Below are 23,155 nucleotides of genomic sequence, written 5' to 3'. Positions count from 1 at the left end.
GTCCGCATATGGTCCATATCTGCTTTGCACGTGCCCGTGTCGGGCCTCCAAAACGGGCAATTCATGCGTTTACAGAATTAATAGATCATTTAAATGAATTTGCATCTTGAATAGTTATAGGGCCAAAATGACGGTCGCGATGGTTTTCCCGCGTGTCCATTCGCCTTTTGGGGCTCAAAATGTGCTCGCCGGACGTCGTCACGCACTTTCATGAACATGCGAATTTCCGATGACCCGCCCCAAGTTCCTCCCCGATAACTTCACCCTTGCACTTGTAGGCACGGTGATCCTTGCCAGCCTGTTGCCCTGCCGCGGCACGGCGGCAGTCGGCTTCAACTGGCTGACCAACATTGCGGTCGGACTGTTGTTTTTCCTTCACGGTGCGAAGCTCTCCCGCGAAGCGATCGTGTCAGGCATGACGCACTGGCGTCTGCACATCGTTGTACTGCTCAGCACTTTCGTGCTGTTTCCCTTGCTCGGCCTGGCGCTGAAACCCGTCCTCACGCCGCTCGTCACGCCCGCGCTGTACATGGGGATCCTGTTCCTGTGCACGCTGCCGTCCACCGTGCAGTCGTCTATCGCGTTCACATCCATTGCCAAGGGCAACGTGCCGGCGGCGGTTTGCGCTGCCTCGGCGTCGAGCCTGCTCGGCATCTTCATCACGCCCGCGCTGGTCGGCCTCGTGGTGACCGACGGCACCGGCCACGCCGGTTCCGCATGGCACACGGTCGGCAATATCGTGCTGCAATTGCTCGTGCCGTTTATTGCAGGGCAATTGCTGCGGCCGATGATCATCAAATGGCTCGAGAAGAATCGAGGCGTCCTGCGTTTCGTCGATCAAGGCTCGATCCTGCTGGTCGTCTACGTCGCATTCAGCGAAGCGGTGAATGAAGGCATCTGGCACACCATTTCCCTGCAAACGCTCGGCGGACTGGTTGTAGTGAACGTAGTCCTCCTGGCGCTCGCGCTGGGAGTGACGGCGCTCGCCAGCAAGCGGCTGGGCTTCAACCGGGCAGATCAGATCACGATCATTTTTTGCGGATCGAAAAAGAGCCTCGCCTCCGGGATTCCAATGGCGAAGGTGATTTTTGCGTCGCATGCGGTCGGCGCGGTCGTTCTGCCGCTGATGCTTTTTCATCAGATCCAGCTGATGACGTGCGCTGTACTCGCACAACGCTGGGGTGCTCGCGACACTTCCGGTGAGCAAGCGCCACAGCCAGAAGGCGCCCGCGCGCAAGTCCGATAGGTCCAATAGGACCGGAAGTAAGCGCGGCGCTCGTCCCGCTACCGGCAATAGTGCGAAAACACGTTGCATGACTGACTCCCCGACCCAACTTACCCAAGCATGAAGCCGCCCTGCGCGGCTTTTTTGCTATTTGGAACTCGTTCAGACGTTCTGTCGATTCGGCCTGAAGACCTATGACTTGATCCCTGGCCCCTGCCGCAAACGCGTTTCGTTTCTTCACAACGCCTATGCCGTTTGGCGGACTGGTGATCGGGCATGTGCCTTGCCACACTTGAGTCGAGAAGCTGTTACCGGCACCAGGCAACGGACAACAACATGCCTGACTTCATCCACGCACGCGGTTGGGAACCATCACCATGCAAGCAATGACTGGCGGGGCCGTGAGCGAATCCATTCTCGGCCCGTTTTTGCGTGAACTCCGCTTCGAGCGCGGCTCGGCCACCGATACCGCCCGTGCGCTCCACGCCTTGATCGACGCAGGTTTTGATCGGCTGCCGCTCCCCGGGCAAGGCGCGACGCTTGAACGCTGGCGAGCGCTCGCGGCGGTCGCGGCGTGCGATCTCGCACTGGTCAAGCTGTTCGAAGGCCATACGGACGCGCTTGCGATCATGGCCGAACTGGGCGTTGGTTACGTCCCGGAAAGCGGTCAGGCGTGGGGCGTCTGGGCGGCAGAACCGCCCACGGCACGTCTCGCCGCGAAAGGTGCAGGGAACACGACCAGCGTCACGTTGCACGGTACGAAGGCTTGGTGTTCCGGAGCGGCCTCCATTACCCATGCCCTCGTCACAGCCTGGAACGAGCGCGACGAGCCAATTCTCGTCGCAGTCGATCTCCGCCAGCCGGGCGTGCGCATCACACGTGATGGCTGGATGGCTGTCGGCATGTCGGCGAGCGCGAGCGTGGACGTCCATTTCGATCACGCTAAAGGCACCCGCATCGGCGCGCCGCGCGCCTACCTGGAACGAGCGGGCTTCTGGCACGGCGGCTGCGGTATCGCTGCATGCTGGTTCGGGGCGGCGGCGGCAATCGGGGAATTCGTCAAACTGGATGCTGCGCGCCGTGCCGACCCGTACAAGCTTGCCCACCTCGGCGCTATTGACACAGCGCTCTCCGGCACGGCCAGCCTCCTGCGCGAGGCGGCCGCAAGGATCGACCGCGAGCCGCAGGCCGACGCAATGCCCGATGCCTTTCGAGTCCGCCTGGCGGCGGAACGGGCAGCGGTTGATGTCGTCGAGCGATCTGGTCGTGCGCTGGGCGCCGGGCCGCTCTGCCGTAACCGCCATTTCGCCAGCCTGATGGCCGATCTACCTGTCTTTATCCGGCAAAGTCACGCCGAACGCGATGAAGCCGTGCTTGCTGAACGACTTATCAATGGGGAATGCGGCACATGGAACCTGTAGCAACGCACTCGGCAGACGACCGCGCCATCCGGGGGAATGGCACGCCGGAAGCAGTTTGGCAGAGCTCCGGCCGGCTTTCGAGCCTGCCTGAAATCGATCCGGCGATCCTAGTCCCGCCCGGCGCGCGCGCCGTGATTGTTTCGCCGCATCCGGACGACGAGATTCTTGGCACCGGAGGCCTGCTCGCGCAACTATCGGATCTGGGTCGCAAGGTGCTGGTCATCGCCGTGACGGACGGCACCGCGAGCCATCCTGGTTCGTCCGAATGGCCCACAGGGAGGCTCGCCGCGACCCGTCCGCAAGAAACGCGCGACGCGCTACAACGTCTGCACATGAAGTATGTTGCGCTGGTGCGGCTGCACCTTGCGGACGGCGGCGGAGAAAAATACGAGCCGGAACTGGCAGAAGCGCTCAAAGCGCATCTCGAACCGGGCGACATCGTGTTTGGAACCTGGCGTTTCGATGGTCATCCCGACCACGAGTCGGTCGGCCGGGCCGTGACCGCTGTAGCTGGCGAGCTTGACCTGCCGTTCGTGGAAGTCCCAGTGTGGGCCTGGCACTGGGCGACACCCGAGGATTCCCGCGTGCCCTGGAGCCGTGCCCGTCGCGTCGTGCTTGATGCGGCCACGCTTGCCCGCAAGGTTCATGCGATCCAGGCGTTTCGTAGCCAGATCGAAGCAGACGGGTCGACCGGCCGCGCCCCCATCCTGCCCGAGCATGTGCTCGAACGTCTCACCCGGCCCTATGAGGTCGTGCTGATATGACGGCGGAACCGAAAACGCAGGAACCAAACGCGCAGGACTATTTCGCCGATCTCTATCAACGCAGCGACGACCCCTGGCTACTTCGCGAACGCTGGTACGAGCGGCGTAAGCGTGCGCTGACGCTGGCGGCCCTCCCCGACGAACATTACCGTCGGGCGTATGAACCCGGCTGCGCGAACGGCGAACTGACAGTTGAGCTGGCGCCTCGATGCGAGTCGCTGCTCGCGGCGGATTTGAATCCGGCCGCAGTCAATCTTGCGCGCCAGCGAGTCGCGCATCTTCATAACGTCAGGGTCGAGCAACGCGCCATGCCCGGCGACTGGCCGGAAGGCGAGTTCGACCTGATCGTCATTAGCGAGGTGGCGTATTACCTGAATGAAGCGGAGCTAGCGAGGCTCATGGCGAGGCTGACAACTTCACTCGCCGGTGGCGGAACACTGATCGCCTGTCATTGGCGACGGCCGATCGAGGAATGGCCGCATTCAGGTGATCACGTACATCGAGAACTTCGCGCAAAACTCACGCTACCGCGATTGTCGTGCTACCAGGACGATGACATGGTGCTTGACGTATGGTCATCGAATGCGAAATCTACTCATCAGCGAGAAGCGCGCTAGTGCCTGACAACGCGTGTTACTTTGAATTTTCACGCCACACTGACTAAACAATAAAGGCAACTGAAAGCCTTATCAACAAACAGCTTACGGGTTTTCTCCAAGACTCTGCGGGTAAGTTTTCGCAATGTTTTACTATACAATCGCCGAAATCGTGCGAATTTGATCTCGTTAGTAAACACATCACGTGCCTACAACGCGTCTGCGCCGATAACAACAAATCCACGCAAAGCAGAGACGAGAAAACCGATGGCCACAACCATTCGCGATGTCGCGCGCGCCGCCAGTGTGTCGATCGGCACGGTATCGCGGGCGCTTAAAAACCAGCCGGGCTTGTCGGAGACTACGCGTGAACGCGTGGTGGAAGCGGCGCGACAACTTGGCTACGACGCCGCCCAGCTTCGCACGCGAATCCGGCGCGTCACGTTCCTGCTTCATCGCCAGCACAATAATTTTGCGGTCAGCCCGTTCTTTTCCCACGTGCTGCACGGTTTCGAAGAAGCCTGCCGCGAGCGGCGGCTGGTGCCGTCAGTACTGACAGCCGGCCCCACACACGATCTCGCCCAGCAGATGCGTCTCCACGCACCGGACGCCGTAGCCGTTGCGGGATTCATCGAACCGGAATTGCTGACTCATCTGCGCTCCATGAACCGGCCGGTCGTGCTGATCGATTTGCGCGCGCCAGGTTTCCGCTCGGTCAACGTCGACAACGCGCGCGGCGCCGCGCTCGCCATGCAGCACCTGTTCGCACTCGGACGCAAACGGATCGCGTTCATTGGCGGATCGTTGGCGCACTACAGCATCTCGCAACGGGCAATGGGATACCGGTTGGCGTATTTCGAAGCGGGATTGCTCTTTAACCCAACGCTTGAAGTCACTACGCAGCCCGCTATTGACTCCGACCTGGCTGCCGCCGACGCCATGGAACGCCTGATCGCCCAAGCGCGCGCGCAATCTGCTCCGCTGCCCGACGCCGTTTTCGCCTATAACGATGCTGCGGCCCTCGCTGCCATGCGCGTCTGTCTCGCGCACGGTTTGCGGGTCCCGGAAGACATCGCGTTTGTCGGTTTCGACGATATTCCTGCCGCAGCCCAAAGCACGCCGCCGCTCACCACGGTCACGGTCGACAAGGAAGCATTGGGTCGGCGCGGCGTGGAATTGCTGCTTGAAACCGCTCAAAGCCACGACGACGTGAATACCACCGACACGCTCGTGCCCGTGCACCTGATTCCTCGCGCGAGCTCGGCCATAACACGGACACAGACAACGGCATGAACTCAACCGCTCTGCACGTGGCGGGTTCGGCAGAACCGAACTTTCGCAGCCGCGATTTCCTCCTCGATCACGTTCGCCACACGCTTGCGTTCTACGCGCGAACCGCCCGCGACGACTCGGGCGGTTTTTTTCATTTTTTCAAGGACGACGGCACGGTCTACGACCGCACCACGCGGCACCTCGTCAGCAGCACGCGCTTCGTCTTCAATCACGCGATGGCCTTCCGCCATTTCGGCGGCCAGCAGCATCAGGACAACGCCCGTCACGCGTTCGCATTCCTGCGCAACGCACATTGGGACGCGGCGAATGAAGGCTACGACTGGGAAATCGAATGGCGCGACGGCGCGAAACGCACGCTCGACGGCACGCGGCATTGCTACGGCCACGCGTTCGTCCTGCTGGCTTGCGCGCATGCGGCGATGGCGGGCATTGATGAAGCCAAGCCCTTGATCGACGAAACCTTCCAGCTGATGGACAAGCATTTCTGGGACGCGAGCTCCGGCTTGTACGCCGACGAAGCCACGCCCGACTGGCAGTTGTCGCCGTATCGCGGGCAGAACGCCAACATGCACGCGACCGAAGCGCTGCTGGCCGCGTACGAGGCAACCGGCCATGTGCTGTATCTGGATCGCGCTGAGAAAATCGCCGGCAACATCACGTTGCGTCAGGCACGCTTGAGCAACGGCCTGGTCTGGGAGCATTACCACCCGGACTGGTCAATCGACTGGCATTACAACGAATCCGACAGTTCCAACATCTTCCGGCCGTGGGGTTTCCAGCCGGGCCATCAGACCGAATGGGCGAAGCTGCTGCTGATCCTGGAGCGGCATCGCGCGTTGCCGTGGCTTGCGCCGCGCGCCATCGAACTATTCGACGCCGGTTTCAACCGCGCGTGGGACGACCAGCATGGCGGCCTGTATTACGGCTTCGGCCCCGACAACTCGATCTGCGACCACGACAAATACTTTTGGGTGCAGGCCGAAACCTTCGCCACCGCGGCGTTGCTCGGCAAGCGGACTGGTCTGGAGCGATTCTGGGATTGCTACGACGAACTCTGGCGTTATAGCTGGGCACATTTCGTCGATCACGAATATGGCGCGTGGTTCCGCATCCTGACCTGCGACAACCGCAAGTACGGCGACGAAAAGAGCCCCGCCGGCAAGACCGATTACCACACGATGGGCGCGTGCTACGAAGTGCTGAACGCGATAGACGCAGCGGCTTCGCCCCAACCAAGCCGCGAGACAGCGAAAGAAGCGGGCTAAAGAAACAAGCTAAACGGTGAGCACGATGACCTCCAATTCAACCTTCCCCCAATTCGTCTCGGCTGGCGACATCCTTACCGACCTGATCCGCACCGGACCGTCGGACTGGCTGTCGCGACCGGGCGGCGCCGGCTGGAACGTCGCACGCGCCGTCGCGCGTCTCGGTTTGCCGACGGCAAGTGCCGGTTCGCTCGGCATCGACAATTTCTCCGATGAACTGTGGGACGCGAGCGTCGCGGCCGGCCTCGACATGCGCTTCATGCAGCGCGTCGAGCGACCACCGCTGCTGGCAATCGTCCACAAGACGCAGCCGCCGACGTACTACTTCCTGGGTGAAAACGGCGCCGATCTCGCGTTCGATCCCGCCCTTCTGCCGTCCGGCTGGATGGACTCGGTGAAATGGGCGCACTTCGGCTGCATCAGCCTCGTGCGCCAGCCGCTTGGCGACACGCTCGCCCGTCTCGCCGCGCAATTGCGCGAGCACGGCGTGAAGATCAGCTTCGACCCGAACTATCGAAACCTGATGGAGCATGGCTACGAGCCCACTTTGCGCAAGATGGCCGCACTTGCCGACCTGATCAAAGTCTCCGACGAAGACCTGCAAAAGCTTTTTCCATCGATCCCGAATGAAGCCGACGCCATCGCTGAAATCCGCGCGATGAATCCGCAAGCCTCCTTGCTCGTCACACGGGGATCGGCCGAAGCTACGCTGCATGTCGGCGATGAAAGCTGGCAAGCCCGTCCGCCGAAAGTCGATGTCGCCGATACAGTCGGCGCCGGCGACGCGTCCATTGCCGGCTTGCTCTACAGCTTGATGGCGCGCGCCGGAGGCTGGCCTGACCATCTGCGTTTTGCGCTCGCGGCAGGCGCGGCGGCGTGCCGGAAGTCGGGAGCGCACTCGCCGTCACTGGAAGAAGTCGAGGACTTGCTGGTCTGAAACGTGCGCCTTCGAGTCATTGAGAGACGGTCATACGCGCGATAAATACGCGTGCTAGCATCGTTTCAACCCTTGCCGGAGGTGCATCATGGATGACACGATCTACACGAAAGGCATCTACACCGCGACGATCGGCGCCCACGCCGTAGACGGCGGTGAGTTTCGAGGCGTCGTGACGCTGGTGCGGGACGACGGTGAATACGGCGAGGAGTCCGAGCCGAAACAGTACGACGTCGCGGCCACTTCGCTGTCTGAAGAAGAGGCGCTGGAAGAAGCCCGCGCGCTCGCTCACCGGATCCTCGGCGAACTGGAACTGTGACTACAACGTCGGCGCGAACAGTGAGCGCCGACGCCAATGTCACCTCGCTTGATCGGGAGAACCACCATGCCTGAACAACTCTTCCTCTACGGCGTCTACTCCATCCACGTTCGGCCCATTGAACTTCAGGGTTCCCGGTGGGACGCCGAATACGAAATCCGCCACCACGAGAAGGCCGTGCAATCGTGGAAAACCGTTGGCGGCGATAACGGCTTGTCGAGTCCCACCGACGCCATTAATGCCGCGCACGTTCAAGCGGTCGCGGATATTGAAGCTGGCGCGGGCATTCCCAAGCCCAAGACTTTCCCTTGATCCAAAGCGACTTCAGGGTTTGACGCTAACCGTGCCCGTCTGCTGCTGCGAGGCGGCTGACGGCACCTTCTGCGCTTCCAGTTTATCAATCGATACCGCGCGTTCGTGCGCCTCCCGCGACGTGGCTCGCTCTACATAATCCGACAACACGCCGCCCGGCTCGATCAGCTTCGCCATATAGGCAATCTGTAGCGTGCTCGAGACGAGGATATCGGCGGCGGTGAAACGCTCCCCGAGCAACCAAGGCCCGTGGTCCAGCGCCGATTCAATCGCTCTCTCCACGCGCCCCAGATCGCCCCAGCCGAAACTCACGCTATTGCCCGGCGCGCCCGTCATCTTTTCGGCCATCGCCGGTTCAAGACAAGCGCCCGTGAAAAACATCCATTGAAGGAAACGGCCTCGCAGCGGATCGTCATTCGGAACACCCAGCCCGGCTTGCGGATATTTATCGGCGAGATAAAGCAGCACCGCGCCCGATTCCGCGACGCACACGCCGTCGTCATCCAGCGCGGGCAACTTCGACATCGGATTCACCGAGCAAAACGCCGGCTCATTCTGCTCACCCGCCCGAATGTTCACGTAGGCGAACTCGTACGGCACGCGCAATTCCTCGAGCATCCATAACGCGCGAAATGCGCGCGTCTTTGGCCAGTAGTAGAGCTTCATGGGTGGATTCCTTTTGATGACGCTGCATGATCCGGGGAGCGTTCAGATTACCCGCTCCTGAGCGTTCGAAGGTGCGGGTTAACCACACGTTAGCCATTCGGCAGGTGGTTTCCGCTCATCTATCTCAATAAAGATCGATTTTGTTTCGGGTACGAGCGTTCGATCGCGAAGAACGCAAAAACCTTCCGGTTGTGTCGAGGAAGAATGGCGACATCCCCTCAATTCGCCAGATAAGAAGCCGGAGACTTTATCCATGAACGCGCGTGTGCCTTTTTCAGAGAACCCTCCGCTAGCCAGCTACCAACTCACCGATAACCTCAACGCCGCGCACGGCCGCATCTTCCTCACCGGGACGCAGGCATTGGTTCGGCTGGTGCTGATGCAACGCCAGCTCGATCGCGCCGCCGGGCTGAATACCGCGGGGTTTGTCAGCGGTTATCGCGGCTCCCCGCTTGGCATGGTCGATCAGCAATTGTGGAAAGCAAAAAAACTCCTTGCCTCGCACGACGTGCGTTTTCTGCCCGCGATCAACGAGGAACTCGGCGGCACGGCGGTGCTTGGCACGCAGCGGGTGGAGTCGGACCCCGAGCGGACCGTGGAGGGCGTCTTTGCGATGTGGTACGGCAAGGGCCCGGGTGTGGATCGAGCCGGTGATGCGCTCAAGCACGGCAACGCGTACGGTTCTTCGCCGCACGGCGGTGTGCTGGTCGTGGCGGGCGACGATCACGGCTGCGTGTCGTCGTCCATGCCGCATCAGTCCGATCAGGCGATGATCGCCTGGCATATGCCGGTGGTGAACCCATCGAATATCGCCGATATGCTCGAGTTCGGTCTCTACGGCTGGGCGTTGTCGCGTTTTTCGGGCGCTTGGGTGGGGTACAAGGCGATATCGGAGACGGTGGAATCCGGGTCGACTGTGGACCTCGACGGGTTCCAGACCGTGTGGCCCGCGCCGGAGGGTTTCGTCGCGCCCGAAGGCGGTTTGCACAATCGCTGGCCCGACTTGCCGAGCTTGACGATCGAGGCGCGTCTTGCCGCAAAACTCGACGCCGTGCGGTATTTTTCGAAAACCCATTCCATCGATAAATGGATCGCACCGAGTCGGCACGCGAACGTCGGCATTGTGACCTGCGGCAAGGCGCATCTCGACTTGATGGAAACGTTGCGCCGGCTGGATCTCACCGTCGATGACCTCGATGCAGCCGGCGTGCGCATCTATAAAGTGGGTTTGTCGTTTCCGCTGGAAACCACCCGTCTCGATATCTTCGTGGAAGGTCTTTCCGAAGTCCTCGTGATCGAAGAAAAAGGGCCTGTGATCGAGCAGCAGATCAAGGACCATTTGTATAACCGGACACAAGGCGCACGTCCGATCGTGGTCGGCAAGAACGCGCAGAACGGTGCAATGCTGTTGAGCGCGCTCGGCGAACTGCGTCCATCGCGCGTGTTGCCCGTGTTCGCTGACTGGCTCGCGCGGCACAAACCCGCGCTGGATCGCCGCGATAAAGTCGTGGATCTCGTCGCGCCGCAAATCCTGTCGAACGCCGCCGATGCGGTCAAACGCACGCCGTATTTTTGCTCGGGCTGTCCGCACAATACATCGACGAAAGTGCCTGAAGGATCGATCGCGCAAGCCGGGATCGGATGCCACTTCATGGCGTCGTGGATGGAGCGTGACACAACGGGCTTGATTCAAATGGGCGGTGAAGGCGTGGACTGGGCATCGCATTCCATGTTTACGAAAACGCCGCACGTGTTCCAGAATCTCGGCGATGGCACCTACTTTCACTCAGGAATCCTCGCTATTCGCCAGGCGGTCGCGGCGAAGGCCAACATCACCTACAAGATCCTGTACAACGACGCGGTCGCGATGACCGGCGGCCAGCCCGTCGATGGCAGCATTTCCGTGCCGCAAATCGCGCGGCAAGTAGAGGCCGAAGGTATCGCCACGCTGGTAGTCGTCAGCGATGAACCCGAGAAATACGACGGTCATCACGATCAGTTTCCGAAGGGGACGACGTTCCATCATCGGCGCGAACTCGACGATGTTCAGCGGCGCTTACGCGATATCAAGGGCGTCACCGTCCTCATCTACGATCAAACTTGTGCCGCGGAAAAACGCCGTCGACGGAAGAAAGGCGAGTTCCCCGATCCCGACAAGCGCTTGTTCATCAACGAGGCCGTGTGCGAAGGCTGTGGCGATTGCGGCGTGCAGAGCAATTGTTTATCGGTGGAACCCGTGGAAACCGAACTCGGACGCAAGCGCCGCATCGACCAATCGTCGTGCAACAAGGACTACTCTTGCGTGAACGGTTTCTGCCCGAGCTTCGTTACGCTCGAAGGCGCAAAGCTCAAGAAAGCAGCGGGGAATGTCTTCGATCCGGAAGCGCTCGCGGCACGTGTCGATGCGTTGCAGGAACCCAGGCTCGAACTCGATAATGCTCCGTACGACATCTTGATTACCGGCGTCGGCGGCACGGGCGTGGTGACGGTCGGCGCGCTGATCAGCATGGCCGCGCATCTTGAGGGCAAGAGCGCGTCCGTTCTCGACTTCATGGGCTTTGCGCAAAAAGGTGGCGCGGTGCTGTCGTTCGTGCGCTTCGCTTCCACCGATGCCTTGCTTAACCAGGTGCGCATCGATACCCAGCAAGCCGACGTGCTGCTCGCCTGCGACATGGTCGTCGGTGCGAGCGCTGACGCGCTGCAAACGGTGCGGCATGGGCGCACGCGGATTGTCGTGAACACGCACGCAATTCCGAACGCGACGTTCGTACAGAACCCTGATGCGAACCTTCACGCCGGATCGCTGCTGGAAAAGATGCAGCACGCGGCGGGCGCCGAGCGCATGAACACGTGCGACGCGCAAGCTTTGGCGACGCGTTTTCTCGGCGACACCATCGGCGCGAATATCTTGATGCTGGGTTATGCGTGGCAGCTTGGACTGGTGCCCGTATCGCATGCGGCGTTGATGCGCGCGATCGAGTTGAACAACGTCGCCGTGCCGATGAACAAGCTGGCGTTTGCCATCGGCCGGCTGGCTGCGGCAGATCTGGATGCGTTGGAAACGCTCCGCAAAGCCGCTGCTGCGCCGCGTGTCGAGATGGCTGCGATGCCGTTGGACACGTTGATTGTGGATCGCGAAGCGCGGTTGCTGGCGTATGGCGGTTCAAGCTATGTGACGCGCTATCGGGCTTTGGTTTCTGCTACGGCAGCGCATCACAATGATGCCGTCACGCGAGCGGTGGCTTCGACGTTTTATCGGTTGCTGGCGGTAAAGGACGAATACGAAGTTGCTCGGCTTCACACCGACCCGGCATTCCGCGCGGCATTGGAAGCGCAGTTCGAAGGCACGGCAGGCCAGGATTTCACGGTGAAATTCAATATGGCGCCGCCGGTTTTATCGAAGGCGAAGAACGGCGGGCAACCACGCAAGATGACGTTCGGGCAATGGCTCTGGCCAGTGCTTGGGATGATGTCGAAAGTTCGTGGGCTGCGTGGCACGGTCATCGATCCGTTCGGCAAATCGCTCGAACGGAAGATGGAACGTGAGCTTGCCGGAGACTATGAAATCACGATCCGACGCGCGCTTGAAGTCATGACGCCCGATAGCGCCAGGGATATCGAAACGCTCGCGCTGCTGCACGAACGCATTCGCGGTTATGGACATGTGAAGCTGGCGAATCTGTCGATGGTCAAGCGGCGAGAACGGGATCTGGGGGTGAAGCTGGGGATCGAGGTGCAGACCGGGCGATATGTAAAGGCGTCACTCGATGAGGTGAAAGGCGCCGGCGCGTTGAGAGGAATTCCGGTCGTGGTGGCGAAGTGACGACCGTACCCTCGGCAGTTGGATAACCGCTCCGAAGGCAATATCCCGCAAAATTGAAAAGGCCCGCGAGCGAATTCGCGGGCCTTTTTCGTGGTGTCACAGAAACGAAAATACCCCTTACTCTTCCTCTTCCGGCATCCAGTCGATATCCCCGCAAAGCACACACCGCTGCCCGCCCATTCTCGTCTCGACCGACAGCGTCACGCACGGCAACGCCTCATTAATCGATAAATACGGCTTCGTCACATGCACCCTATCCGGGTCGCCCAGCGCCGCCCGGAAATACGGCCGCCGCAACCAGTTCGCGCCTTGGGCGTCGATAAGTGGCAACAAGCGCGCCTCATGCGCCGCGCGATCGGCCCTTAGCACGACATTGCGCCCAGCCTGCCGCCCGTTGGCATCGAGGAGAAAACACCGCGCGGCGTTATCCAGCGCGAGGAAATTCCAGCACACTTCCTCGAGCGCTTCCCCCGCCGCCAGCCGCTCCGCCGCGCGCTCGAACGCTCGCATGTACGGCTGCAGCCTGGCCGCAACGCGCCGCTCCTTCGCCTCCGTCTGCAAGCGGAAACGCTCGGTCAATTCGCTCATCAAGCTGTGCGCCTGCGCGGCATCGGCGAGACCGGGATTCGGCCGGCCGAAGAAAAAACCCTGCACGAAGTCCGCGCCGCTCGAGAGCGCCAACTGCGCCTCGTGCTCGGTCTCCACGCCTTCGATCAGCACCAGCTTGCCCGCCTCGTGCAGCAGCGACACCACGCCGGACAGAATCGCTTCCATGTTGCGCCGATGCTTCAGGTGGCTCGTCCCATGCACGGTATGCGCCGAGTGCGCGGCATGCGACAACATCACGCGATCCAGCTTGACGATATCCGGATCGAGTTGCCAGATCCGTTCGATGTTGGAGTGCCCCGCGCCGAAATCATCGAGCGCGATCAGGAAGCCATGCTCGCGAAAATGCTGCACCGCGTCCGCGAGCGTTTCGATGTCGTCGGCGCGTTGCTCAAGCACCTCCAGCACCACGCGGCGCGGCTCGATCTGCAAGCGCTTGAGGTTCGCCAGCAACGCGGCCATGTGATACGGCTCGGTCAACGCGGCAGGATGCACGTTGAGAAACAACCACTCATTCTCCGTGCCGAGCACGTTGAAATTCTCGAGATGCAGCGCCTGGGACAACCGGTCGACCTGCATCGCCTCGCCCACGCGCGCGGCCTGGCCGAATACATCGAGTGGCGACACCGCGCGGTCAAGCGCATCGTGCGCACGCAGCAAACCTTCGTAGCCGACTGCCCGCATATGCGACAAGCTGAACACCGGCTGAAATGCACTCGACAACGTCCACGCGCCGTGTTCGACCGAATACCGGTCGAAGCCCGACGTCACGCTCAGTTCAAATGTCCGCGGCGAGACCGGCTTCACCTTGTCAGGATTCGCTATTGCCATCGTGCCTTCCCCGTCCGGATGTCCGCATTCGACCTTGGTTTCTGCGACCGGTCATGGCCGCGGTCATAGTCGATCAACGCAATCGATTGCGCTCGACGTCGCGCAACCGAAGCCCTCAATCCTGATTTCATACGATGCCCTCATTATCTTCAAGCGGAATCTGCCCGTCCCGTGCCGCTTCCATAAAGCAAGCTCCGTGCTCACGCAAGTCCCTGCGTTTCCATACCGGCTGGCTGCATGTGCACCGCGAGGAGACGCCGGGTTCACGGAGCGGCGTGCGAGTGCACCATAACGGTGCACTCCGCCGCGCGCCAACGAATACCAAAACACCGATTGAGCACGTCCACGGTAAACTTTGGACCTCCTTCGTTAAAAGGGAGCGTCGCTGCCGGCTTGCCGCGCCCCTGCCGGATCGCAAAAATCTATGGAAATCGTTTTCACCGTCCTGATCCTGATGCTGGCGGTCGCCCTGTCCGGGTTCGTCACCAGCCTGTTGCCCAACGCGCTGCCTTTCACGTTGCCGCTGCCTCTTATCCAGATCGCGATTGGTGCGTGTCTCGCGTGGCCGGGATTCGGCCTGCACGTCACGTTCGACCCCGAGCTATTCATGATGCTCTTCATCCCGCCGCTTTTGTTCGCCGATGGATGGCGCATCCCCAAACGCGAATTTTTCATGCAGCGCCGCGCGATCCTGATGCTTGCGCTGGGCCTCGTATTCATGACCGTGGGCGCGCTCGGCTGGTCGCTGCACTTCATGATTCCCACCATGCCGCTGCCGGTCGCATTCGCGCTCGCCGCGGTTTTATCACCGACAGACGCCGTTGCGCTCAGCGGCATCGCGGGTAAAGGCCGCATTCCTGCGAACCTGATGCACATACTGGAAGGCGAGGCGCTGATGAACGACGCGTCCGGCCTGGTCGCGCTGAAATTTGCGATCGCGGCGGCGCTGACCGGCGTGTTTTCGTTGCGCGCGGCGGCGATCAGTTTCGTTCTGATCGCGGTGGGCGGCCTAGTGATAGGCGCGGTGATCAGTTGGCTCGTGACATCGATTCCCGGGCGGCTCGTGAAGATGTCCGAAGACGACGATCCCGCCGCCGGCGTCGTCCTGACGCTGCTGATTCCGTTCGCGGCGTATCTCATTGCCGAGCGGTTCGGCTGCTCGGGCATTCTCGCGGCGGTATCGGCTGGAATGATGATGAACTTCCAGAGCCTGCGCGAAGGCATCCCCACGGCTGCCCGAGTCCGCATGACCAGCACATGGACGATGCTCGAATTCGTGTTCAACGGCATGGTGTTCATCCTGCTCGGGCTGCAGTTTCCGCACATTATCGGACGCGCTTTGATCGAAGCGCATCACGACGGGCTTCAGTAGGTCGGCTTGCTGCTCGGTTATGTCGCCGCAGTGGTGATCGCGCTGTACGGGCTGCGTTTCGCATGGGTCTGGGTGCTGCGCTGGGTCGCGAGCCGGGGCGCCGCGAAACACGGCGTCGCGAACGCGGTGCCGGGCGTGCGCACGGTCGCGATGACCACCATCGGCGGCGTGCGCGGCGCGGTCACGCTCGCGGGCGTGCTGTCCTTGCCCGAGGTGCTGCCGAATGGGTCGGACCTGCCCGGACGCGATCTCGCGGTCTTCATTGCATCGGCGGTTATCCTGATGTCACTGCTGATCGGCGTGGTCGGTTTGCCCTTGCTGCTGAACGGCCTGAAAAAACGCGGCGATCCACACGCGGCCGAAGAACGCATCGCGCGCCGGCATGCGGCGCAGGCAGCGATCCGCGCTATCGATACCGCCCAGGAAAATCTCAGCGAGCAGATGGACGAGGCGGCGTCGGCACGCTGCACGGATACGGCCGCACGCGTGATGAGTTTGTATCGGCGGCGTCTTGAAGGGCTTGGCGAAGATGAAGAGCCGCGCCGGGCCGCCCGGCAAAGCGAGATGGTGGAGACGAAGCTGAAAATGGCCGGGTTGAGGGCGGAGCGCTCGGAGTTGCTCAAGATGCGCACGCGGCAGGCGATCAACGATGAAACCTTGAACAAGCTGATGCGGGAAATCGATTTGTCGGAGACGGCGATTGTGAATCGGAAGAAAGGCAGCGCGGCGTGAACCGCGTTTTCTGTTTGTCACTTCATGGCGCTACGCCAGACCCGAGGCCACTGCGTTCCGGTTTTGGATACGATGGGCACGAACGAATCAACTACTGAATTTTTAAGAGTTTTCGTATTCGCCACCGACGCCCGGCGTCGCATACTTCATCTCATGCGCAATCCATGAATGTGCATGATGTCGTTGTAACTCTCCGATCTTGTCCGCTCACAGCCTCCGGCTCTGAGCGGTTTTTTTTGAGGGTTTTTTTGGGATAACGAATGAGTTCGGGCTGAGCGTTTGCACTTTGGGCTAGCCGTCGAAGTCGGCGAGCAGAACCTGCTTACCCATTAGCCGCAACACTCAGCCCAAACTGAAAGCGGTTGTCGTCTTGCTGCCTTCACATTTGCTATTGAGCCAAGTAAACAATTTTCCTAATGATAGGAGTCCGGATAGAATAGTTTGATCGGCGCGCCCCGAACCAGGCGGACGATGCCTTCGAATGATCTGCCCTTCGACTGCGTAGTTGCCCAATCACACGGCATCCCTGCGCGATGCCAACTGAGTCTCGATCGTCAACACGCCGGTTTTCAGTAATTAGGGCGATCAGCGTCATTCGAGAAATAGCGCATCCGCAACCGATACGCCCAGACCGGCCACCGCGTGAAGATGAACCGGCTCGGAAAATGCGCTGCCAGCGTGGCATGCTCCGCGACAAAATCGCAGTCGGAGTGAATCTGCCAGAGCGGCAACATCGTTCAATGAATCGGCTGCTGCGACCGGAACGTAACGTAACGGATAAAACAGCCACTTCCCGGGGTGCCTGCATGGCACAACAATAATAAAAGGCGCCATGAGTCGATTTCACCGCGTAGATCTGTCGGCAGCTTTGGCCGAGACCGTACTGGAGCGGCACGCCGAGACGCTGCTGTCCGATCAGGACTACCGTCTACAAGTTCGCATCGGGCGATTTTCGAAGACAGCGATCACTGCGCTAGGAATTCGCGACCTCGACGTCATCACGTCAGTGGCAATTCTGGTCAAGGTGATGGAGAAGCACGGTCTGAAACCTTCGATGGTCGAAAGCCTGAAGGAGCTGATATTGGAACCAGTCGCGGTCTATAAGTCAGCCACGGAGCGCGAGAGCATAGTTGTGGTGACCGCGGAGATGCCCGACGGGATCAATCCCTTGCTGATCCCGATCAAGATCGACGTCATGGGTGCGTCCGGCAAGTCCAATTTTCATTGGATGGCCAGTGCATACGCAAAGGAAAAGCCAGAAATCATCGAGCGGTGGTAGAAGAACGGGCTATTGCTCTGGAAACCTTCACAGGCGGTGGGAGTTGTAGCCGTCGTGGCAGCGAATGCAGAACCGACACGTGAAGTGACCATCGAAGTGGTGAGCATCGACCAAGTCGTGGTCTTGGACACCGAAGCAACACCTGAAAATGCAAAAGGCCGCGACGCGGCCTAGAAACGAAAATGTCCGAGTCCGCGGATAGCCGACCGTCTGTTGCTAGTCAGGTATTGAACGTGGTCCTCGGACGAAATGAATTCTGCGCTACGACGAATGTTTTGTCAAACGGGCTGCCTATTTTCGTCGGAAACCGCTTGAGAAAGTGGGCTTAGGTCCAAGAAGCGGGTATGTGGGCAACCCGTGCGGCAAACGCCCATACGGCCCTCGGAATCATCCTCAGGTGCAGCAATCCAGTGTCCTCACGGCCGACAATACCTACCGCGTCGTTGAACTCACGCGAATCTCAGCTACGACCGGCCAGTTCAGCCGTGGATCGACGACCAGGACGTCGCCCTTCCCGAATCGCTCCCCCGCCCGCGTCAATCTTGTCGAGGAACTCCTGATCTTCGACGAGTGCATAGTAGGCGGCCGTGCCATCGTGCACGCGCCACTTGTTGCCGTTCTTGAAGGCCATCGATTCGATAAGCAGCATTTTCCGCGTCGTATCTTGGAAACGATCTCCGCCTCGGCATCGGTCGCGGGGGGCGTTGAACGAGCAACCTCGTTGTCGTGCACGTCGCCCCAACTGATACCACGTCACCACGCCTTCCAAAGCAAAACAACGCACTACATCGCGAGACGTAGTGCGTTGCTTTTAAACACAATCTTGGTGGAGAGGAGGAGGATCGAACTCCCGACCTTCGCATTGCGAACGCGACGCTCTCCCAGCTGAGCTACCCCCCCAACGTGTCCTGATTCTAGCACAGCCTCAAGACCGTCTGGCAAGGCCCCAGAGCGCCCTGCGACACACCCTATTTCGCCGGCGCACCCGCGAGAATCCAGCCAACAACCGTCTTGATATCCGCCCCATTCATGGATCGATGCGACGGCATGGGCAACACACCCCACACGCCACTGCCGCCATCCCTCACCTTGGCTTCAAGCCGCGCTTGCGCCTGCGCGTCGCCCTTGTACTTCCCGGCGATCTGCTCAAACGATGGCCCAACCAGCTTGCGATCCACCGCGTGACATCCCATGCAGGCATTCTTGCGAGCGATGTTCATGGCGTCGGCGGGAGAAAAAACGGCGGGTGCGTCGGCTGCGAGCGCACCCCGGCCAGTCGCGGCCGTGATCGCCATCGCGACCACGGTCATGCAAAGCCACCGCTTCATTTCGCGGCTGGCGCAGGATTACCCGAATGCACGTCGGAGTTCTTGACCGGCGCTTGCCCGTCGAGCGGCTTCGAGCTGACCGACGAATCCGGTACCGCGCCCACGGTCGGATCGCTATCGATGGGTGTGACCGCCGGTGTACTAGCGCCCGCTGCAGCCGCGGCCGACAACGCCTGAGCATCTTCCGGCTTGATGTACTGGAATACCTTGACCACCTGTGCAACGCCCGGGACCTGCGCCGCCACATTCGCACCGGCAGCACCTTCATCGCGCGTGACCAGACCCATCAGGTACACCGTGTCGCGCTCGCACACCACCTTGTAGAAGTTCGCGCGCATGTCCTTCTCACCAACCATCGCACCCTTCACGCGGCTCTCGAGATAAGCGTCGTTACTCCGCGACGACAACGAACTCGCGCCCTGGATAGCGAGCTCATTCACAATGCTGTTCACATTGTTGATGCCGCGCACCACCTCTTCGGCCTTCTGCTTCCATTGAGCACTCGGCACTTCGCCGGTCAACAACACCCGCCGGTTAAACACGGTCACGCTGACATGCGCTTCGTCGGGCAGGCTTTCATTGATGCGCGACTTGGCCTTGACCTGGATCTCGCGGTCCTCGGTCTGCGCGCCGAGCGTGCGCCGGTCGGTCGCGACGAGCGTGCCGCCGCCCACTGCACCACCTATAGCGCCGATAGCCACCAACGGGCACCCTTCCAGAGTCAGCACAACGCCTGACAACAGGCTCGCCAGCAACGTGGCTCTGGCTAGCGTCGACCTGACGCGTGTCTTGTTCATCAACTCGTTCCCCTTAAGAATCATTCGTCACCCAGCAGCATCGCGTCGATGCCATCGCACAAGCAGTGAATGGTTAACAGATGGACTTCCTGGATTCGCGCGGGCCGTTCGGACGGCACGCAGATATGGATGTCGGTGTCAGCGAGCACTTCGCTGATCACGCCGCCGCCCGCCCCCGTCAACGCGACCACGAACATCTCGCGCTCATGCGCGGCCTGAATCGCCGAGAGCAGGTTGACCGAGTTGCCCGACGTGGAGATGACGACCAACACGTCGCCGGCTTGCCCGAGCGAGCGGATCTGCTTCGAATAGATCTCCTCGAACGCCGAGTTATTGCCGATGCCCGTGAGCGTCAGGACATTCGCGTCCAGCGCAATGGCCGGCAAGCCTGGCCGCTCGCGCTCGAAATGCCCGACCAACGCGGATGCGAGCCGCTGCGAGTTGGCCGCTGATCCCCCGTTGCCGCACGTGAGGATTCGTGAGCCGTTGGCGAGCGCGCCGAACAGCACGTCAATGGCTGCGGCGACGGGGAAAGCAAGCGTATCGAGTGCTTCGCGATGGACTTCCGCGTTTTCGCGGAAATGTTGCTGGATACGTTCGACGGACATCGACTCTCGGTTATCGGCCGCGCCACGCGCGGTAGTTCATTGACGGACTGCTTCGATGATTTGCTTCGACGGCTGGCTGCCAAGGTCTCCGACGCCGACGCTTCACCACTTCAATACTTGAGCTCCAGCGCATCACGATCCGAGGTTCACCGCAACGCGCTCGTGCGCAGCGTTCGAACGTAAGACCATCAGACCATAAGACCTCGGTCAACCCGACGCGCAAGCTCCGCGCAGTTTACCGCACTCGCTGTCCGCATCACTTAAGATGCGCGCATTTTCACGACGTATCGGCGCGAAAAGCATCGCGTACCCACACGATACGGCCCGCATCGAACGCGATCACGTCGAAGCGGCACACGGGCAACGCACCGCGCCACGTCATCAGGTAGTGCTGCGCCGCGAGCACCAGCCGCCGCTGTTTATGCGCACCGATACTCGCCGCCGCTGCTGCGAACTGGCGGCTGCGCCGCGCGCGTACTTCCACAAACACGAGTGCACGCTGACTGCCGATCTCACGCATCACGAGATCGATTTCGCCGCCACGACAAGTGAAGTTACGGGCGACAAAACGCAGGCGCTGCCGCTGCAGATATTCAAGCGCGCGTTGCTCGAACGCGCTTCCGATCGTTTTCGACACTCCGTTCCCCAAAAAGTTGTCCCTCATCGCATGGCACAATGACGTCCTCCGCATGCCACCCGCCCTCATGACTCCTCTCTCCGAATTAGCCCTTGGCCAGCAGTTTCCGGCTGGCGCGCTCTATATAGTCGCGACGCCGATCGGCAATGTCGCGGACATCACAGTGCGCGCGCTGCACGTGCTCGGACTGGTCGACCGGGTGGCTGCCGAGGACACGCGGAACACGTCGCAACTGCTGTCGCGCTACGGCATTTCGAAGCCGACTATCGCCGTGCACGAACACAACGAACGCAGCGCTGCCGAGAACGTGATTGCGCATCTGCGTAATGGCGAGCGCATTGCGTGCGTGTCCGACGCAGGCACCCCCGGCATTTCCGACCCCGGAGCGAAACTGGTCGACGCCGTGCGCGAAGCGGGCTTTCCCGTTATTCCTTTGCCGGGCGCAAGCGCCCTCACCACCGCGCTCAGCGTAGCCGGCGCATGGGTTCACACGTTTTCGTTCATCGGCTTTCTTGCCACCAAACCGAAGCAGCGCGACACGCAACTGCAATCGCTGCTCACGCACACGCCGGCGCTCGTGTTCTACGAAGCACCGCACAGGATTGTGGAAACGGTGCAGGCGCTCGAACGCGCATTCGGTGGCGAGCGGCAATTACTGATTGCTCGTGAGCTGACCAAGTTACATGAGAGCATCCATCGATGCACCCTGGCCGAAGGGCCAACGTGGCTATCCGGCGATGCAAACCGGCAACGCGGCGAGTTCGTTCTTGTAGTCGAAGGCGCGCCACAGAAGGAGGCGGCGGACGACGCTCATGATGGGTTGCTCGCGACTTTGCTGGAGGAGTTGTCGGTGAGCAGCGCTGCCAGACTGGCCGCGACGCTGACGGGTACATCGCGCAACGCGCTTTACACAAGGGCGCTGGCAATGGAGAAAGCACGCGAGAGAGAACGCGGAGCACAGGGCGAAAACGAGCAGGAATGACGGCCCGGAATCAGATGGGCAAACACGCTGGGGCAATAAAAAACGGGCCGTCGAAACGGCCCGTTTTTGTTGTGCAACAAGTTGACGATGATCAGTCGACTGAGTTGTTCGATGCCAGCGATTGGTCTCGTACCGCCGACCGCGCTTCTTGAGGCGACAAGCCCTCGATCTTCACCTTTCCGACGCCCGCGCCACGCATGCCCAGAATGGCAGCGGCCGCATAGGAAAGATCAATCACGCGGCCACGCGCGTACGGGCCGCGGTCGTTGATCTTGACGACCACGGTCTTGTGATTCGATTCATTGGTCACACGAACCCACGAAGCGAGCGGCAGCGTACGATGCGCGGCGGTGAGCGCGTGCATGTCGTAGCGTTCACCACTTGCAGTCTTGCGGCCGTGGAAACCGCGACCATACCAGGAGGCGCGACCCTGCTGCTCGAAGTCGCTGACATCAGGTCCGGCAGTGATGGGCTGCGCGTTTGCGAGCGAGGATGTGTCCGAAGAATTGCCAGCCGATGAAGGCAATGCATTCAACTGGGAGTCGTAAGCGAGTGGTGCTGCGACCCGCGCCGGAGCGCGGCCCGGGTTTGCTGTGGTCAACTGCGAGCCGGTTTTCAGCGCGCTGGCCTGATCGCCGCCGCTTGGCGGCATGGCGCAACCCGTGAGGATTGCAAAGATCGAAAGACTCCCGAAACGTCGGGTTAGTCGTAAATTCATAGACGTGTAATCAACGGTTAGAGCCGCCTCTCCATCCGACAAAACGCGGACGTGCGTAGGCAGCTCAAGGCTTTCCGCGCAAAGGTACACACCGCTCGAAAAGTCGAACGGCGAGCCAGTGCTCGGGTGCGGCGTACCTCGCCGCAAATGCCCGGTTAGTTTTCACGTCTGGCGCAACCTGTCCCCGGCAGCCTGACCAGACCCCACATGCCGCCATCGAACGTGGATCACACATTCTTGCGCGTTAAACTGCGCAGGAACGGCGGCGTAGGCCCCATCCAGCGCAACGGCAGCTAAGGCCGTCGGCAGGCGCATCGCACCTGGCTGGACAAGACGTGTACATCGGTTAAAACCGATGCTTGATTGCGATTTCGAAGCGATCTGCTCCGAACTGCGTACTTGATGACAATTGTAAAAACGCGCTACTCGTGTTTCTCATTGCCCATTGGTGGCATGTTGAAACCATGCACAAGTGACAGGATTATACCCAAAAGCACAGGTGGACCGCCCGGAGACGAACAAAATGTTACTCATTTTCTCCGTTGGCGTAAAAATTGCAGAATCTGCCTGTTTTTTAGGCACAACTTGACCGTTTGGCTAACGCCTGGCGCGCTACCGCAGCGCTGGTTTTCGCCCGTTACAAT

The 23,155-nt window shown here is 60.8% G+C and carries 20 protein-coding genes, 1 tRNA gene and 1 pseudogene; 13 read left to right on the top strand and 9 right to left on the bottom strand.

The window, feature by feature from the left end; genetic code table 11:
- Nucleotides 1–229 precede the first annotated feature (229 nt).
- From ACSOSP_RS14170 to ACSOSP_RS14130, 9 genes are all read left to right on the top strand, one after another.
- Nucleotides 230–1,246, top strand: coding sequence for a bile acid:sodium symporter family protein (locus ACSOSP_RS14170; protein ID WP_455307588.1), 1,017 nt, complete (start codon nt 230–232; stop codon nt 1,244–1,246).
- A gap of 356 nt (nt 1,247–1,602) precedes the next feature.
- Entirely contained in the window at nt 1,603–2,646 is a 1,044-nt protein-coding gene (locus ACSOSP_RS14165; RefSeq protein ID WP_455307586.1) for an acyl-CoA dehydrogenase, read from the top strand.
- Complete coding sequence (locus ACSOSP_RS14160) at nt 2,634–3,410, top strand: PIG-L deacetylase family protein (protein WP_455307584.1); 777 nt, start codon at nt 2,634–2,636, stop codon at nt 3,408–3,410. The genes ACSOSP_RS14165 and ACSOSP_RS14160 overlap by 13 nt, the downstream gene beginning before the upstream one ends.
- A complete protein-coding gene (locus tag ACSOSP_RS14155) occupies nt 3,407–4,027 on the top strand; it encodes a class I SAM-dependent DNA methyltransferase (protein ID WP_455307582.1) in 621 nt (206 codons plus the stop codon). The genes ACSOSP_RS14160 and ACSOSP_RS14155 overlap by 4 nt, the downstream gene beginning before the upstream one ends.
- Nucleotides 4,028–4,273: 246 nt before the next feature.
- Nucleotides 4,274–5,299, top strand: coding sequence for a LacI family DNA-binding transcriptional regulator (locus ACSOSP_RS14150; protein ID WP_455307580.1), 1,026 nt, complete (start codon nt 4,274–4,276; stop codon nt 5,297–5,299).
- On the top strand, nt 5,296–6,564 hold the full coding sequence (locus ACSOSP_RS14145; RefSeq protein WP_455307578.1) for an AGE family epimerase/isomerase: 1,269 nt from the start codon (nt 5,296–5,298) through the stop codon (nt 6,562–6,564). The genes ACSOSP_RS14150 and ACSOSP_RS14145 overlap by 4 nt, the downstream gene beginning before the upstream one ends.
- Before the next feature lie 25 nt (nt 6,565–6,589).
- Nucleotides 6,590–7,501 carry a carbohydrate kinase family protein gene (locus ACSOSP_RS14140; protein ID WP_455307577.1) on the top strand — a complete coding sequence of 304 codons (912 nt, stop codon included), beginning with the start codon at nt 6,590–6,592 and terminating at the stop codon, nt 7,499–7,501.
- Nucleotides 7,502–7,589: 88 nt separating this feature from the next.
- Nucleotides 7,590–7,820: a hypothetical protein gene (locus tag ACSOSP_RS14135; RefSeq protein ID WP_455307575.1), complete on the top strand. Its 231-nt coding sequence runs from the start codon at nt 7,590–7,592 to the stop codon at nt 7,818–7,820.
- Nucleotides 7,821–7,886: 66 nt separating this feature from the next.
- Entirely contained in the window at nt 7,887–8,132 is a 246-nt protein-coding gene (locus ACSOSP_RS14130) for a hypothetical protein (RefSeq protein WP_455307573.1), read from the top strand.
- 12 nt (nt 8,133–8,144) lie between these two features.
- Here the strand turns inward: ACSOSP_RS14130 and ACSOSP_RS14125 are convergent, their stop codons facing one another.
- Nucleotides 8,145–8,798 (bottom strand): glutathione S-transferase family protein, encoded by a 654-nt coding sequence (locus ACSOSP_RS14125; RefSeq protein WP_455307571.1) that lies wholly within the window; start codon nt 8,796–8,798, stop codon nt 8,145–8,147.
- Between the two features lie 253 nt (nt 8,799–9,051).
- Here ACSOSP_RS14125 and ACSOSP_RS14120 point away from each other — a divergent pair, with 253 nt between their 5' ends.
- Nucleotides 9,052–12,621, top strand: coding sequence for an indolepyruvate ferredoxin oxidoreductase family protein (locus ACSOSP_RS14120; RefSeq protein WP_455307570.1), 3,570 nt, complete (start codon nt 9,052–9,054; stop codon nt 12,619–12,621).
- A gap of 117 nt (nt 12,622–12,738) precedes the next feature.
- Here the strand turns inward: ACSOSP_RS14120 and ACSOSP_RS14115 are convergent, their stop codons facing one another.
- On the bottom strand, nt 12,739–14,058 hold the full coding sequence (locus tag ACSOSP_RS14115; protein WP_455307568.1) for a sensor domain-containing phosphodiesterase: 1,320 nt from the start codon (nt 14,056–14,058) through the stop codon (nt 12,739–12,741).
- A 424-nt stretch (nt 14,059–14,482) separates the two neighbouring features.
- On the opposite strand from ACSOSP_RS14115, the pseudogene ACSOSP_RS14110 reads away from it, so the two are divergent.
- Nucleotides 14,483–16,162, top strand: a pseudogene (locus ACSOSP_RS14110) (Na+/H+ antiporter).
- 832 nt (nt 16,163–16,994) lie between these two features.
- Entirely contained in the window at nt 16,995–17,441 is a 447-nt protein-coding gene (locus ACSOSP_RS14105) for a MuF-C-terminal domain-containing protein (protein WP_455307566.1), read from the top strand.
- Between the two features lie 460 nt (nt 17,442–17,901).
- Here the strand turns inward: ACSOSP_RS14105 and ACSOSP_RS14100 are convergent, their stop codons facing one another.
- The 6 genes from ACSOSP_RS14100 to ACSOSP_RS14075 all read right to left on the bottom strand — a co-directional run bounded on the left by ACSOSP_RS14100 (nt 17,902) and on the right by ACSOSP_RS14075 (nt 20,880).
- Complete coding sequence (locus ACSOSP_RS14100; RefSeq protein WP_455307564.1) at nt 17,902–18,090, bottom strand: hypothetical protein; 189 nt, start codon at nt 18,088–18,090, stop codon at nt 17,902–17,904.
- A 175-nt stretch (nt 18,091–18,265) separates the two neighbouring features.
- Nucleotides 18,266–18,341: transfer RNA gene (locus ACSOSP_RS14095), tRNA-Ala, on the bottom strand.
- 68 nt (nt 18,342–18,409) lie between these two features.
- Nucleotides 18,410–18,751, bottom strand: a complete 342-nt coding sequence (locus tag ACSOSP_RS14090) for a c-type cytochrome (RefSeq protein ID WP_455307562.1) — start codon at nt 18,749–18,751, stop codon at nt 18,410–18,412.
- A gap of 14 nt (nt 18,752–18,765) precedes the next feature.
- On the bottom strand, nt 18,766–19,566 hold the full coding sequence (locus ACSOSP_RS14085; RefSeq protein ID WP_455307560.1) for a BON domain-containing protein: 801 nt from the start codon (nt 19,564–19,566) through the stop codon (nt 18,766–18,768).
- 20 nt (nt 19,567–19,586) lie between these two features.
- Entirely contained in the window at nt 19,587–20,174 is a 588-nt protein-coding gene (locus ACSOSP_RS14080; protein WP_455307558.1) for an SIS domain-containing protein, read from the bottom strand.
- A gap of 277 nt (nt 20,175–20,451) precedes the next feature.
- A complete protein-coding gene (locus ACSOSP_RS14075; RefSeq protein WP_455307556.1) occupies nt 20,452–20,880 on the bottom strand; it encodes a YraN family protein in 429 nt (142 codons plus the stop codon).
- Between ACSOSP_RS14075 and rsmI the strand changes: the two genes are divergently transcribed.
- Nucleotides 20,879–21,793, top strand: coding sequence for a 16S rRNA (cytidine(1402)-2'-O)-methyltransferase (gene rsmI, locus ACSOSP_RS14070; protein ID WP_455307554.1), 915 nt, complete (start codon nt 20,879–20,881; stop codon nt 21,791–21,793). The two genes, ACSOSP_RS14075 and rsmI, sit on opposite strands and share 2 nt — an antisense overlap.
- Nucleotides 21,794–21,884: 91 nt before the next feature.
- On the opposite strand, the gene ACSOSP_RS14065 is transcribed toward rsmI, so the two are convergent.
- On the bottom strand, nt 21,885–22,511 hold the full coding sequence (locus ACSOSP_RS14065) for a septal ring lytic transglycosylase RlpA family protein (RefSeq protein ID WP_455307552.1): 627 nt from the start codon (nt 22,509–22,511) through the stop codon (nt 21,885–21,887).
- Nucleotides 22,512–23,155 lie beyond the last annotated feature (644 nt).

It is taken from the genome of Caballeronia sp. KNU42 (assembly GCF_053760385.1).
Note: the sequence above shows the minus strand (reverse complement) of the source record. Positions and strands in the feature narration are given on the sequence as shown.